Source organism: Burkholderia sp. AW49-1 (assembly GCF_053427845.1).
Genome location: NZ_JBSAXF010000026.1, coordinates 19,872 through 33,908 on the forward strand (window position 1 = coordinate 19,872; position 14,037 = coordinate 33,908).

Here is a 14,037-nt window from a genome sequence, read left to right on the forward strand (position 1 = left end):
GGGAAAACCAGTATACCGCTCGCCTTGCCCTGGCCAATCTCGATAAGTACACTGAATCTCATTCAGTACACGGAATCAAGAATTGCCGCGCACCGGCGGCACCGCCCTGTAGGAGACGAAGAACGTGTTTCTCAAGAACGCTTGGTATGTCGCGTGCACGCCCGATGAAATCGACGGCAAGCCGCTCGGCCGCAAGATTTGCAACGAGTCGATGGTGTTCTACCGCGCGGCGGACGGCCGCGTCGCCGCGCTCGAGGACTTCTGCCCGCACCGCGGCGCGCCGCTGTCGCTGGGATTCGTGCGCGACGGCGTGCTCGTGTGCGGCTATCACGGGCTGGAAATGGGCTGCAACGGCAAGACGGCAGGCATGCCGGGCCAGCGCGTCGGCGGCTTTCCGCCGATCCGCAGCTTTCCGGCGGTCGAGCGGTATGGATTCGTCTGGGTGTGGCCCGGCGATGCGTCCGCAGCCGATCCCGACAAGTTGCCCGCGCTCCAGTGGGCCGAAGATCCGGCCTGGGCACACGGCGGCGGCCTGTATCACATCCGTTGCGACTACCGGCTGATGATCGACAACCTGATGGACCTCACGCACGAGACCTACGTGCATGCGACGAGTATCGGCCAGAAGGAAATCGACGAAGCGCCGCCCAAGACGACCGCCAACGGCGATGAAGTCGTCACGAGCCGCTTCATGGAGAACGTGATGCCGCCGCCGTTCTGGCGGATGGCGCTGCGCGGCAACGGGCTGGCCGACGACGTGCCGGTCGACCGCTGGCAGATCTGCCGCTTCACGCCGCCGAGCCACGTGATGATCGAAGTGGGCGTCGCGCATGCGGGCCACGGCGGCTACGACGCGCCGGCCGAGTTGAAGGCGTCGTCAATCGTGGTCGACTTCATCACGCCGGAGACGGACACCTCGATCTGGTATTTCTGGGGGATGGCGCGCAACTTCCGGCCCGACGATCACGCGTTGACCGCCGAGATCCGCGACGGCCAGGGCAAGATCTTCGCCGAGGATCTCGACATGCTCGAGCGCCAGCAACTCAACCTCGAGCAGTGGCCGGACCGCAAGCTGCTCAAGCTCAACATCGACGCCGGCGGCGTGCTGTCGCGCAAGGTGATCGAGCGGCTGCTCGCCGACGAAAACGCGTCGAGCCCGCAGCAGCCAGTGATTCCGGTCGCGCAGATCAGGGAGGCGTCATGAGCGCCTCGACGCTGACGGTCCGGGTGGCCCGCAAGTGGCAGGAAGCGCGCGACATTTGCGGCTTCGAATTCGTCAGCGATGACGGGTCGCCCTTGCCGCGCTTCGACGCCGGCGCGCATATCGACGTGTATTTGCCGGGCGGGCTCGTGCGCCAGTACTCGCTGTGCAACCACCCCGAACACGGCGATCGCTACCAGATCGCGGTGCTGCGCGATGCCGAGGGCCGCGGCGGGTCGCGCGCGATTCACGACGAAGTCCGGCAAGGCGATACCGTACGGATCGGCATGCCGCGCAATCAATTTCCGCTCGCGCCCGGCGCCCCGCACCACCTGTTGCTCGCGGGCGGGATCGGCGTCACGCCGATTCTCTGCATGGCGGAACGGCTGTTCTCGTCCGGCGCGACCTTCGACATGCACTACTGCGCGCGTTCGGCCGATCGCATCGCCTTCGTCGAGCGGATCGACGCAGCCGGGTTCCGCGAGCGCGCCCGCTTCCACGTCGACGACGGCGACCCCGCGCAACGCCTCGACCTGCCCGCCGTGCTCGCCGCGGCGCCTGACGGCACCCACCTCTACGTATGCGGCCCGCGCGGCTTCATGGACGCGGTGCTGAACGCCGCGCGCGAGCGCAACTGGGCCGACGAGCGGCTGCATTACGAGTTCTTCGGCGGCGCGGTTGCGTCGTCCGGAGCGGATCGCGCGTTCCAGGTCCGCATCGCGAGCAGCGGCAAGGTGATCGACGTGCCGGCCGAATGCACGGTCGTCGCCGCGCTGGCGGCCAACGGCATCGACGTGCTTACGTCGTGCGAGCAAGGCGTCTGCGGCACCTGCGTGACGCGCGTGCTCGAAGGCGAGCCCGATCATCGCGATTCGTATCTGACGGAAGCGGAACAGGCGGCCGGCGACCAGTTCATGCCGTGCTGCTCGCGATCGCGAAGCGATCTGCTGGTACTCGATCTGTAGAGTAGAGCTGGATCCGTCGCAAGCTCGCGGCGGCCACACACCTGCAGGCCGACATCGTGTTCGCCGGCGACACGTACTACGCGACACCCGACCTCGCACTCGACCTGCAGGGCGTGCGCTACCTGCAACGCCGCGAAAACGGTGAAGGCGGCACGAACGCCACGCTCTTCGTCGGACGAGCGAACTATTTCCTGTCGAAGCGGACGACCGTCCATACGTCGGCGGGCTACATGTTCAACAGCACGCTGGCCGCGAACGCGGTCGCCGCGGGCGGAGCGGTCGGAGCGGTCGGCACCGCAATGAATCAGCTCGGCGTGATGGCCGGCATCCGGCAGAAGTTCTGAACGCCGGACCTCGCACGTCGATCAAGTCAATCGGCGAGCCGGCAATGCGAGAGCTTCAGCCCGGGCAGCACCGGCGCGTCGATATAGCCTTCGTTCTCGCAACTGAATCGGAAATTCGCGGACGCCGTGAACGGCGTGATCTCGCCGCCGGGAAATTTCGGTTTCAACGCGGCCTGATCGGCCACGTCGAAATGCGTATCGAACTGCTCGCCATCGGTCGTCAACGCGCCGAAGTATGTGCCGCCCGGATCGGTGCCCATCCGGATGACCGCGCCGACGAACGCGAGACGCTTACCGTCGTATGTCGTCTTCGCGGCGGCCGTGTTCTGCGTATAGGCCTCGATCACGGTGCCATAGTGCACGTCGATCGCGGGCTCGGCGGCCGGTGCGGCGCAGGCGCCTTGGTACACGCCCGCCAGCAGCGCGCATGCTGCGAGCGCGGCCGCCGCGAACGGTGCGGAAATCTTCTTCATGGGTGGTCTCCCGTCAAGCGTGGTGGTTGAGGTCGTGGATCGCGGGGCCGGTTGCCCGGCGTCACGCGAGACGATCGTGCAGCCGTTGCTTTATTCGTTCGAATCGTGGAACACGGCTGCGATCACTTCACCACCCGCATGGTCGGCTGCGGTGCACGACGTCGCACTGCACGCGACGCGACGCGACAGGAAGATGGCATGGTGCGGCCCCCGGCTCTCTCATTGAATTTCACTGCGTCTGAATTTGGCCGCTACGGTAGCAGACGGCCGAAGGCCCGGCAATCACGATGCACGGTCCATATCCGCCCCACCACAATTGCAAACGATTCTCATTACGTATATCATGCGCATCCTGCCGCGGCGAATCAGTGAAGCGCCGCGGCCCGCGCGTTCATCCTTAGCAGCCGTCCATTCATCGATTCATGCCATCCCGTCGACCGCCCCGACGCGCACGGACCTTGCGTCCCTGGCGCGCGAGCCTGCCTGCCCTGATCACACTTTGCGTCGCAAGCGGCGCGCATGCGGATGCCGAACCCGCCGCCACGGCTTCGGCGGCCACGTCCTCGCCGTCGCCGACGCCCGCGCCGCCCGAACGCGAACTGCCGACGATCAGCGTCAGCGCATCGGCGACCGCCGATCCGACCGTCGGCTACCAGCCGCGCACCAGCAGCGTCGCCGGCGGCGACGATCGTCCGCTCAAGGAAATTCCGCAATCGGTCGCCGTGGTCAGCAGCAGCGTGATGCAGGATCAGCAGGCGCGCTCGCTCGACGACGTGCTCGGCAACATCAGCGGCGTGACGCAAACCAACACGCTCGGCGGCACGCGCGACGCGTTCATCAAGCGCGGCTTCGGCTCGAACAACGACGGCTCCGTGCTCGTCGACGGCGTGCGCACACCGGTGCTGCACAGCTATCTCGCGACGATCGACCGCGTCGAAGTGCTGAAGGGCCCCGCTTCGCTGCTGTACGGGATGCAAGACCCGGGCGGCGTCATCAACCTCGTCACGCGCAAGCCGGAAGAAACGTTCGGCGGCTCGATCTCGGCCTCGCGCACGAGCCACGGCGGCAGCAGCGCACAGTTCGACCTGACCGGTCCGCTCGGCAAGCCGGGCCAGGTCGCGGGCGGCACGCTCGCGTTCCGGCTCACCGGCGAATACGACACGAGCCGCTACTGGCGCAGCTTCGGCCGCGAACGCAACGCGCTGATTGCGCCCGCGCTTTCATGGCACGACGCGCGTACGTCGATCGACGTCAGCTACCAGTACGTTGACTACACGATGCCGTTCGATCGCGGCACCGTGCTCGTGAACGGCCGCCCCGACGATGCGCTGCGCTATCGCCGCTACGAGGAAGCGTGGGCGCAAAGCGGCGGGATCCAGGAAACGCTGCGCGCGCGCATCGAGCACCGCCTCTCCGACGCATGGCGCGTGCGCGCGACCTACGGCTGGGGCCGCGACCGCTACGATCAATACATCACCCGTGCGACCGCCTTCAACAGCACGACCGGCGCGCTGTCGCGCACGTCCGACGCGAACCTCGGGCGCAACGACTCCGACCAGATCGCGACGCTCGGCCTGCTCGGCAACCTGACGCTCGCGGGGATGAACCACGCGCTTTACATCGGCGGCGAATACGAGCGCCAGCGCAGCTTCCGCGGCGACACGATCCGCGGCGCCGCGACCAAGGGCTTCAATCTCTACGATCCCGTCTACGGCCTGCTCGCGCCCGGCGGCACGGTCAGCACGAAGCAGAGCGATTCGCTTTCGAAGGTGCACACGTACTCGATGATCGTGCAGGACTCCATAAAGATCACCGACCGGCTCACCGCGGTCGGCGGGCTGCGCTGGGAGGACTGGCAGCAGGAATCGGGGATGGGGCGGCCGTTCGTGTTCGCCGACCGCTCGCACGGCAACGTGTGGCTGCCGCAGTTCGGGCTCGCCTATGCGCTCACGCCGTCGCTGACCGCCTATGCGAACGTGAGCCGCTCGTTCAAGCCGAACGTCGCGTCGAACGTGACTGCGCCGCTCGCGCCGGAATTCGGCCGCGTGCTGGAAGCCGGCCTGAAGTTCAGCCTGAAACCCGGCATCACCGGCACGCTCGCGGCCTACCAGATCGACAAGCGCAACGTCGCGGTCACGGTCGGCGACATCACGTCGACAATTGGCACCGCGCGCTCGCGCGGGATCGAACTCGACGTCGCGGGGCAGCTCACGCGCCACCTGAGCCTGATCGGCAGCTACGCTTACACGAACGCGAACGACCGCGACAGCAACACGCCGCTCGTCAACGTCGCGCGCCACACCGGCAGCCTGTTCGCGGTGTACGACACGGCGATCGCGAACCTGCCCGGACGCTGGCGCTTCGGCGGCGGCGCGCGCCTCGTCGGCGCACGGCCCGGCGACACCGCGAACAGCTTCACGCTGCCCGGCTACGTGACCGTCGACGCATTCGCGGCCTATGAAACGACGATCGGCAAGTTCCCGACACGCTTCCAGCTCAACGTGAAGAACCTGCTCGACAAGACCTACTATCCGTCGAGCAACAGCAATCTTATCGTCGCCGTCGGCGAGCCGCGGCTCGTCACGCTGACGACGACGGTGTCGTTCTGACGCACCTTCGCAGCAGGCGGCCGAAGGCCGCGCGATGCCGCACGCGGCGGCGCCGCGCGGCGTTGTCGTTTCCGCCAATCATCGGACCCTCGAATATCTCCCATCCGATATCGCGATTTCCGCTGTCGAACGCGCGCCTCTAGACTGGCTACGCGATGGCGATGCATCGCCGCGACACGGCGATGCGCCACGCCCCCACAAAAACGATATGGGAGAGTTCGATGTCCGACCGGGATGCGCGCCGCGGCGCGCTCAAGACACTCGGCCTCGCGGCCGGCACCGCGTTGCTCGGCGCCTCGCGCGTCGCACAGGCGGCGACACCCGAATCCGGCGCGCTGCTGGCCGGCGGCGCGACGCGCCTCGCCGACCTCACCCGCCGTCTCGCGGCCATACCGAGACGACGCGACTTCAAGACGGTGCCGATGATCGTCGAGCGCCCCGATCAATGGGATCATGCGGCGCTCATGGAAGTGATCGGCTATCGCGGCGGCCCGAAGCAGGTGTGGGACAACACCGAGCTCGGCGGCCCATGGCTGAACCTGATGCGCAACGCGCTGAACGCGCAGATCTGGGCGTTCGGTCATCCGGACTTCCTCGTCGTATCGGCCACGCATGGCGCCGCGCATCTCGCGCTGTTCGACCAGACCGCGTGGGACAAATACGGCCTCGCGAAATTCGCTGGTGCCGCGTTCGCGACCAACACGCTGCTTGCCGCGAAGCCCGCGCAATCGAAAGACGCCACCGACCATGAACTGGCCGACGGCGCATTCTCGTCGCACGACAACAGCATCGCCGCGCTGCAGCAGCGCGGCGTCGTGTTCCTGTCATGCCACAACGCGATCTGGGAACTCGCGGAACGGCTCGACGGCGCGAACGCGAATCCCGACAAACTGCCGCTCGACGCCCTCGCCGCCGATCTCACCAACCACGTGATTCCGTCGGCGATCGTCACGCCGGGCGCGGTCGGCACGCTGCCCGAACTGCAGCACGCCGGTTTCACTTACGCGAAGTGAGGCGCCCGATGACATCGCTCCGCACGCGTTCCCCGTTGCGACGCCGGTGGCACCCGGCGCTGCATGCCGCGCTGGCCGCGCTTTGTTGCACATCGATGCTCTCGCTCGCCGCACCGGCCGACACGTCGCGCAGCGTCTTTCCGCCGTGGCAGGACGGCCGCAACAACGACGCGACGAACCGCGGCCTCGAATTCACGGTGCCGCAGGTCGATGTGCTCGCCGATTTCCACGGCGACCTCACCGCGCCGAAGCTGGTGCTGTACGTCGGCGGCAACTACTTCTTCGCGATGGCACCGCTCGTCGCGAAGTTCGAGACCGACCATCCCGAATACCGCGGCCGCATCTACTGGGAAACCATCCCGCCCGGTCTGCTCGTGAAGCAGATTCACGCGGGCGGCACGATCACCGTCGGCAACATGACGTGGACGGTCAAGCCCGATGCGTATTTCGCGGGGCTCGGCAAGATCCGCGAGCTGATCGCGAACGGCACGCTCGAAGGCCCGGCCGTGCCCTACGTGACGAACCAGCTGACGATCATGGTGCGCGCCGGCAACCCGAAGCGCATTACGTCGCTGAACGATCTTGCGCGGCCCGACGTGACGCTCGCGATGCCGAACCCGGCATTCGAAGGCGTCGCGCGGCAGATCCGCGCATCGCTCGTGAAGGCCGGCGGCGACGCGCTCGCGCGCACCGTCTACGACGACAAGGTGCGCACCGGCACGACCGAGCTCACGCATATCCATCATCGGGAAACCGCGCTGTTCCTGATGCAGGGGCGTGCCGACGCCGGCGTGCTGTGGCAATCGGAAGCGGCGTTTCAGGAGCAGGTCGGGCATCCGCTGATGCACATCGACATTCCGGCCGCGCACAATACGACGGCGATCTATGCGGGCGCGATGGTGAAGCACGCACCGCATCCGGAAGCCGCGCGCGCGTGGCTCGCGTTCATCCGGTCGCCGGAAGCGTTCCGGATATTCGCGCGCTACGGCTTCGGGCAATACGACGCGACGGCACCGACGCCGAATCTCGCGCCACGGCAAGACGGGCCCGACGCCGGCTGACCGCGCGGGTGTGCACGCCGGGCCACGCCATAAGACAGACATCAAGGAGGGGACACGTGAACGATTCGGTCGACATACCGCAGCGCCGGTCCGCGCGGCTGCTGCTCGCCGCGGCGGCACTGCTCGCCGGCAACGCCCACGCGGACGACATCGCACTCGGCAAGACCATCGCCACCCAGGGCACGACGACGGGCGCGGCCGCATGCATCGGCTGCCACGGCGCGCAGGGCGAAGGCAACGCGGCCGCCGGCTTTCCGCGTCTCGCGGGCACGAACGCCGCCTATCTTTCCGCGCAACTCGCCGCGTTCGCGGACGGCAGCCGCCAGAACCCGGTCATGCAGCCGCTCGCGAAACTGCTGTCGGCGCACGATCGCGAGGCGGTCTCCGCGTACTTTGCGAGCCTGCCCGCGCCGCCCGCGATTGCCGCTTCCGACGCCACGTCGATCGACCCGGCGAACACCGGCGCATGGCTCGCGACGCGCGGACGCTGGTCGCAGGGTCTGCCCGCGTGCGCGCAATGCCACGGCGCGGGCGGCCTCGGCGTCGGCGCCGCGTTTCCGCCGCTCGCCGGCCAGCCGGCCGCATACATCGCGGGCCAGTTGAATGGCTGGAAGCACGGCACGCGAGCGCCCGGCCCGATGGCGCTGATGCCGACGATCGCCGGCAAGCTGTCCGACGCCGATGTCGACGCGGTGGCTGCGTACTATGCGCGCGGCGGTGCCGCGAACGGAGAAAAACAATGATCGACCGCACGACGTTGATCCGCGCCGCGCGCGCCGCGCTGCTCGGCGCGGCCTGGATGTCCGCGCTCGCTTGCGCGGCCGCGCCGCAGGACGCACCGGCCACCGCTTCCGCTCCTGCGGCGGCCGCTCTCCCCGCCGCGACGACGGCGAAGCCGTTCACGCCACCGCCCGAATCCGCGATCCCCGCCGACGACTTCGGCAAGACCGTGAAGCTCGGCGAGCAGATCTTCCTGCACACGCCCGAATACGCGGGCAAGTACGTCGGCAACAAGCTGACCTGCGCGAGCTGCCACCTCGACGCGGGCCGCCGTCCGGATTCGAGCCCGATGTGGGCCGCCTACCTGCTGTACCCGGCCTACCGGATCAAGAACGGCCATGTGAACACGTTCGCCGAACGCCTGCAGGGATGCTTTCGCTACAGCATGAACGGCAAGGCGCCGCCCGCCGGCGACCCGATCCTCGTTGCGCTCGAAACCTATTCGTACTGGCTCGCGAAGGGTGCGCCGGTCGGCGCGAAGCTGCCGGGGCAAGGCTTTCCGAAACTGCCTCCGCCCGCGCGGAAAGCCGACTACGCGCGTGGCGCCGCCGTCTACACGCAGCACTGCGCGCTGTGTCACGGCGCGGACGGCCAGGGGCAATCGAGCGGCGGCAAGCCGGTCTTTCCGGCGCTCTGGGGCGCGCGCTCGTTCAACTGGGGCGCGGGGATGGGCGACATCCGCAACGCGGCCGGCTTCGTGAAGACCAACATGCCGCTCGGGCTCGGCGGCACGCTGACCGATCAGGAAGCGTGGGACGTCGCGACCTTCATGGACAGTCACGAGCGCCCTCAGGACCCGCGTTTCACCGGCTCGGTCCAGGACACCCGCGCGAAATTCCACGATACGCCCGACTCGATGTACGGGCGCGAGGTGAACGGCCGCGTGCTTGGCGCGCCGTGAGACCTGGCTGGTCCGAACGGCGCGGCGTGCGCGATCACGGATGCCAGCGATACACGACGAGGCTCGACCCGTTGTAGTTGTCCTTCGTGATCACGTATTCGCCGGTCGAGCGCAAGTACGCACGGATGCCGTACATCGAGTCGACGTCGTTGCCGACGTCCATCGCCGACGTGTTCGAGTTCGTCAGCGTGGTCACGAGGCTGCCGGTGTTGAGGTCGAATACGTCGACGTTCGGCACCGTGTGCACGTAGCCGACGAACAGGTAGTGGCCGGCCGCCGCCATCGATTTCGGATTCGCGCTCGTCAGGTTGATCGCGACGTTCGGCGTGCTCGTGTTTCCGGCCTTCCAGCCGCGATAGACCTCGATGTGCCCGTTCATCGCGGTCCAGTCCCAGCTGCCCGAGATGCCCTGCGCGAGGATCATCGTGTCGCTGTCGGCCTGGTAGATGATTCGCGTGAGCGGCAGCACGGTGCGCGGAATCGGGATCTGCACAGGCTTGCCCCATGTCGGTTTTCCGGTCGCGTCGAAGCCCGTCATCGGATAGTGCGAAATGTTGTTGGTGCGATCGAGCCCGGCCCACACGTCTCCGTTGTCGTCGAGCGCGAAACCGGCCGTGACCTGCAGGGACGTGTTGAACGGCTTGCCGGGAATCGAGCCGTCTGGAATCGCGATATACCCGTTCGCGCCGTTGAAGTGATAGATGTTGTAGTTGCCCGGGTTCTGCCCGGTCGCGACGAGCATTCGGGTGCCGTTCACCAGCGCGAGCTGGCCGAAATGCTGGCCGCGCTGGTAGTCGTTCATGTCGAGGCGCGGGTCCTTCGGATAGCTGAACGGATCGATCGTGTTCGCGACGAACGTGCCGCCCGCGGTGCCGGTATACACGTTGTTGCCGCTATAGAAAAACGCGCCGTCGGTCGCCGGATCGGGCGCAGCGGCGCCCTCGAAGTTCAGCGCCTGCAGTTTCCATTGCAGCGCGCCCGTCGGGCCGTACGAATGAAGGTCGGTGCTGCCGTTGCGCCCGAGATCCCAGCCGCCGCCCCACGCGTTGTTCAGCACGTACAGGTTGCCGGCCGCATCCTTGCCGATGCCGGCGACGCGCGTGAAGCGCTTGTCGCCGACCTGCCCCTTGATGCCCGAGGTCGTGTCGAGATACCCGCCCTGCACGCCGAACGTGCCGAGCTGCACCGGCTGGCCCGCGAGCGCGTAGATCTTGATGTTCATGTCGGGGCCTTCGTCCCCGACCAGCAATTGCCCGCGTGGCGCATCGAAATACAGCGACGCCGGCCGCGCGCGGGCCGCCATCTGGAGCGTGTTCATCGCCGTGCCCGTCGGGCTGAACTGCGCGACGACGCCCGCGCTCTTGCGCGCGACCCACAGGTTGCCGGCCGCATCGAGCGCCAGCGCGCCTGGGCCCGATACGCCGATGTCGCGCTGCCACACGCCGTCTGTCGTATAGACGCGCACGCGATTGCCGTAGAAGTCGCTCACGTAAAGCAGGTTGCCGGTCGTCGCGAGGCCGGTGATCACGTCCGCGTACTGGATGCCCGTCCACGTGCTGACGGGAATGCGCAGGTCGCGCTGGTTCGTGCTGCGGTTGTAGCGGCCGACCGAGCCGCTGCCGAACGTGCGGTTGTAGCCGAGCGCGACGAACAGCGAGTTCGCGTTGCCGGTGATCGCGCCGCCCTGGAATTCGTCGTGGATGCCGATCGTGCCGAGCGTCTGCCCGTTCTGGTAGATCGCGACGCCGCCCGCGTTCTCGTCCCAGCGTGACGCCGTATAGATCATGCCCTCGGGCGCGACCCACAGCGAGCGCGCACCGTTGCCGACGTGCGCGGCAAGCGTGCCGAACGTGTTCGCGAGCCAGTCCGTCGTGTATTGCGCTTGTGCGTGACCGACCGGCGCCAGCATTGCCATGCACAGGCCAAGCAATGCCGCGCGAATTTGTTTCGATAACATGAATGATGCTCCCGGACGATCGTTTTTCGACACTCTAAATCGCTGCGTATGAAATATTGGTGATTTTTTCAAAAACCGGTTCAATTGCGCCGCGAATGATTCATTGCGTTCCTTGACCGCCGCACACCGATTGACCGACGACGCACCGCATCGGGCGTCGTAGCGCATCCCTGCCCGACAGCGCGCGCTCGCGATTCGTGTTTTCCGGCACTTAATTCCGAATCGCCCGACAAGAACGCGTCATTTTTTCTGATTTACATGCATTGAATTCCCATTGCCGGCAAAGGAATCCAATGATTACAAATCGAAATTAAGATGAAAGAGAAAAAATATTATCCGGCGCGCGCCGCATTACTCGACTGGATGCGCAGTCCGCGTACCGCATCGCCTTGAAAATCGCGAAGAAGTGAAATAGGACGATGAGCGGCGCAATGCCGTTGCCGACGCACACGGCATGGAAGATGTGCCGCGAATGCGGCGGACGAAGAGACGACTCCGGTAACTGGGAAGGCCGCACGCCACGCGACCGGCGGCCCGCATCGAACGCGAGCCGCCGGTCATGCGCGTGACGTCAGAACTTCTGGCGCAGGCCGAGGCTGACGATCGCCTGCGACCGCGAGTCGGACGAGTGGCCGTTCGCCTTGTCCGACACCGAAGCGGTCGCGGCCACCGGCCGGCCGAGCGCGTCGAGCGTCGTGCCGGACGCATGCTGGTAGGCGCCGAGCAGGTACACGCTGGTGCGCTTCGACAGGTCGTAGACCGCGCCGAGCGTGACGTTGTGATACTGCGCACGGTTGTCGATGCCGTCGACGTCGCTGCCGCGCGTGTAGCTGTAGCCCGCGAACAGTTGCGTCTGCGGCTGCACGTTCCAGCGCGTGAACACGCCCGCGACGTTGAAGGTCGCGTGGCCGTTGAACAGCGACTGAGCACCGCTGCGGTACTGCACGTTGCTGTAGTTCACGCCGACCACGGCCGGCCCGAAGTCGTACGTCGCGCCGGTCGCGATGATCTGCTGCGACTGCGCGCTCGCATAGCCTTCGTTGATCGACGAGTTGAACAGGCCGTCGTCGGTGCTTCGCCACTTGCCGGCCGTCGGGTCGGTCGCGCCCGTCTTGCTGTTGTCCGAACGCTCGTAGCCGACGCCCACGCGCAGCGGCCCCGCCGCGTATGCCGCGCCGACGCTCCACGTGTTGCGCTGCTTCATGCTGCCCGGCTGGCTGCCGAAGCCGTACAGCGCGCCGAACGTGAAGCCCGAGTAGTTCGCGCTCGTGTACTTGATCGAACTGTCGACGCGCGCGGTCTGGTCGAGATCGTCGATGTCGCCCGGGTGCGCGCCGAAGCCGCCGATGAACGACGACGGGCCGACCGGGCTCACGAAGTCGTCGAGCGACGTGTACTGGCGGCCGAGCGTGACCGTGCCGTAACGGGTGCTGCCGACGCCGACGAACGCCTGCCGGCCGAACTGGCGACCGCCCTGGCCCGACGTGCCGTTGGTGATGTCGAAGCCGTTCTCGAGCACGAACAGCGCGCGCATCCCGCCGCCGAGATCCTCGGAACCCTTGATGCCCCAGCGGCTGCCGGACAGGTTGCCGGTGGTCAGGCCGACGTTCGAATGTCCGGTATAGGCGCCCGGCGAGCCGACCCGGTCGTTGCTGCGATAGGTGACGCCCGCGTCGACGATGCCGTACAGCGTGACGGAGCTTTGCGCGGATGCGATGCCCGCGAGCGAGAGCAGCAGCGGGGCTGCGATCAGTTGCTTGTTCATGGTTGTTAGCGTCTCCGGGCGGTGAACCCGTTGTTCTATGCGAGTAGCGTGTGCGGCAGGGAGATCCGCCGGCATGCGAGGCCGGCCGCGGCCGCATACGGGAACGCGCGCGTGCGATACGCGCGCGCGACGTCGCGGCGAGCATGCCCGCCACGGCCGCCATGGTAGTTGGAACCGGTTCCCGTCGACAGCGCAATGATGAAAACAATTTCTTGCGAGAATCGAGATAATCGGTCGAGCATCGAACGCCGCTGTACAGCGCGACGACGCGCGCCCGATAATCGAGCACCCGCCTTCCACAGGGAGCCTTCGGCATGCATCAGACGACCCTGCTGATCTTCACCGCCGTTGCGTTCGTCGGAATCGCGACGCCCGGCCCGACCGTGCTGCTCGCACTGACCAACGGCTCGCGCTACGGCGTGCGCCGAGCGGCCTACGGTTTCGCCGGCGCGATGCTGTCCGACTTCGCGCTGATCGTCGCGGTCGCGCTCGGCCTCGGCGCGCTGCTGATGGCGTCGGCATTCTGGTTCTCGGTGGTGAAATGGCTGGGCGCCGCCTATCTCGCGTATGTCGGCATCCGGCTGCTCACGTCGAAGGGCTCGCTCGACGTCGCCGTCGCGCATGGCGGCGCGGCGCACGGCCGCAACGCGTCGATCTTCGCGAAGAGCTTCCTGACCGCGGTGACCAATCCCAAGGGCTATCTGTTCTTCTCCGCATTCCTGCCGCAGTTCCTCGATCCGTCCGCGCCGCTCGCGCCGCAATACGTCGCGCTCGCGGTCACGTTCGCGCTGCTCGACGGGGCGGTGATGTTCGGCTACGCGCTGCTCGGCGCTCGCGCGGTGCGGCTGCTGAAGCGCTCGGGCGCGCTGTGGCTCGAACGCACGTGCGGCGCGATGCTGCTCGCCCTGGCCGGTTCGCTCGCGCTGTACCGGCGTCATGCCGCGTAGGCGCGTCGGCATGCGCGCCGT

General features: G+C 67.1%; 11 protein-coding genes and 1 pseudogene. 9 read left to right on the top strand and 3 right to left on the bottom strand.

Features of this window, described 5'->3' with window-relative positions; translation table 11 throughout:
* Positions 1-124 precede the first annotated feature (124 nt).
* The 3 genes and pseudogenes from ACV22W_RS27300 to ACV22W_RS27310 all read left to right on the top strand — a co-directional run.
* Complete coding sequence (locus tag ACV22W_RS27300; protein ID WP_448022626.1) at positions 125-1,204, top strand: Rieske 2Fe-2S domain-containing protein; 1,080 nt, start codon at positions 125-127, stop codon at positions 1,202-1,204.
* The gene (locus tag ACV22W_RS27305) at positions 1,201-2,166 is read left to right on the top strand and encodes a PDR/VanB family oxidoreductase (RefSeq protein ID WP_448022627.1); all 966 of its coding nucleotides are present in this window, start codon (positions 1,201-1,203) and stop codon (positions 2,164-2,166) included. The genes ACV22W_RS27300 and ACV22W_RS27305 overlap by 4 nt, the downstream gene beginning before the upstream one ends.
* Positions 2,167-2,174: 8 nt before the next feature.
* Positions 2,175-2,510 (top strand): annotated as a pseudogene (locus tag ACV22W_RS27310) (porin); the annotation flags it as partial.
* A 26-nt stretch (positions 2,511-2,536) separates the two neighbouring features.
* Here the strand turns inward: ACV22W_RS27310 and ACV22W_RS27315 are convergent.
* A complete protein-coding gene (locus ACV22W_RS27315) occupies positions 2,537-2,983 on the bottom strand; it encodes a hypothetical protein (RefSeq protein ID WP_448022628.1) in 447 nt (148 codons plus the stop codon).
* 422 nt (positions 2,984-3,405) lie between these two features.
* Here ACV22W_RS27315 and ACV22W_RS27320 point away from each other — a divergent pair, with 422 nt between their 5' ends.
* The 5 genes from ACV22W_RS27320 (at position 3,406) to ACV22W_RS27340 (ending at position 9,347) form a co-directional block, all read left to right on the top strand.
* Positions 3,406-5,592 (top strand): TonB-dependent siderophore receptor, encoded by a 2,187-nt coding sequence (locus ACV22W_RS27320; protein WP_448022629.1) that lies wholly within the window; start codon positions 3,406-3,408, stop codon positions 5,590-5,592.
* A gap of 221 nt (positions 5,593-5,813) precedes the next feature.
* Positions 5,814-6,605 carry a thiosulfate dehydrogenase gene (gene tetH / locus ACV22W_RS27325; RefSeq protein WP_448022630.1) on the top strand — a complete coding sequence of 264 codons (792 nt, stop codon included), beginning with the start codon at positions 5,814-5,816 and terminating at the stop codon, positions 6,603-6,605.
* A gap of 8 nt (positions 6,606-6,613) precedes the next feature.
* Entirely contained in the window at positions 6,614-7,666 is a 1,053-nt protein-coding gene (locus ACV22W_RS27330) for a molybdate ABC transporter substrate-binding protein (RefSeq protein WP_448022631.1), read from the top strand.
* A gap of 56 nt (positions 7,667-7,722) precedes the next feature.
* On the top strand, positions 7,723-8,409 hold the full coding sequence (locus ACV22W_RS27335) for a c-type cytochrome (RefSeq protein WP_448022632.1): 687 nt from the start codon (positions 7,723-7,725) through the stop codon (positions 8,407-8,409).
* Positions 8,406-9,347, top strand: a complete 942-nt coding sequence (locus ACV22W_RS27340) for a c-type cytochrome (RefSeq protein WP_448022633.1) — start codon at positions 8,406-8,408, stop codon at positions 9,345-9,347. Before ACV22W_RS27335 ends, ACV22W_RS27340 begins: the two co-directional genes overlap by 4 nt.
* A gap of 34 nt (positions 9,348-9,381) precedes the next feature.
* Here ACV22W_RS27340 and ACV22W_RS27345 read toward each other — a convergent pair whose 3' ends face one another.
* The gene (locus ACV22W_RS27345; protein WP_448022634.1) at positions 9,382-11,304 is read right to left on the bottom strand and encodes an SMP-30/gluconolactonase/LRE family protein; all 1,923 of its coding nucleotides are present in this window, start codon (positions 11,302-11,304) and stop codon (positions 9,382-9,384) included.
* A gap of 571 nt (positions 11,305-11,875) precedes the next feature.
* The gene (locus tag ACV22W_RS27350) at positions 11,876-13,069 is read right to left on the bottom strand and encodes a porin (RefSeq protein ID WP_059691620.1); all 1,194 of its coding nucleotides are present in this window, start codon (positions 13,067-13,069) and stop codon (positions 11,876-11,878) included.
* A 314-nt stretch (positions 13,070-13,383) separates the two neighbouring features.
* Here ACV22W_RS27350 and ACV22W_RS27355 point away from each other — a divergent pair, with 314 nt between their 5' ends.
* The gene (locus ACV22W_RS27355; protein ID WP_448022635.1) at positions 13,384-14,016 is read left to right on the top strand and encodes a LysE family translocator; all 633 of its coding nucleotides are present in this window, start codon (positions 13,384-13,386) and stop codon (positions 14,014-14,016) included.
* Positions 14,017-14,037 lie beyond the last annotated feature (21 nt).

Bases quoted from the DNA above. Each gene is read 5' to 3' on its own strand.
- ACV22W_RS27355 (WP_448022635.1), top strand. From the start codon at position 13,384: ATGCATCAGACGACCCTGCTGATCTTCACCGCCGTTGCGTTCGTCGGA.
- ACV22W_RS27350 (WP_059691620.1), bottom strand. From the start codon at position 13,069: ATGAACAAGCAACTGATCGCAGCCCCGCTGCTGCTCTCGCTCGCGGGC.
- ACV22W_RS27305 (WP_448022627.1), top strand. From the start codon at position 1,201: ATGAGCGCCTCGACGCTGACGGTCCGGGTGGCCCGCAAGTGGCAGGAA.
- ACV22W_RS27320 (WP_448022629.1), top strand. From the start codon at position 3,406: ATGCCATCCCGTCGACCGCCCCGACGCGCACGGACCTTGCGTCCCTGG.
- ACV22W_RS27345 (WP_448022634.1), bottom strand. From the start codon at position 11,304: ATGTTATCGAAACAAATTCGCGCGGCATTGCTTGGCCTGTGCATGGCA.
- ACV22W_RS27340 (WP_448022633.1), top strand. From the start codon at position 8,406: ATGATCGACCGCACGACGTTGATCCGCGCCGCGCGCGCCGCGCTGCTC.
- tetH (WP_448022630.1), top strand. From the start codon at position 5,814: ATGTCCGACCGGGATGCGCGCCGCGGCGCGCTCAAGACACTCGGCCTC.
- ACV22W_RS27315 (WP_448022628.1), bottom strand. From the start codon at position 2,983: ATGAAGAAGATTTCCGCACCGTTCGCGGCGGCCGCGCTCGCAGCATGC.
- ACV22W_RS27330 (WP_448022631.1), top strand. From the start codon at position 6,614: ATGACATCGCTCCGCACGCGTTCCCCGTTGCGACGCCGGTGGCACCCG.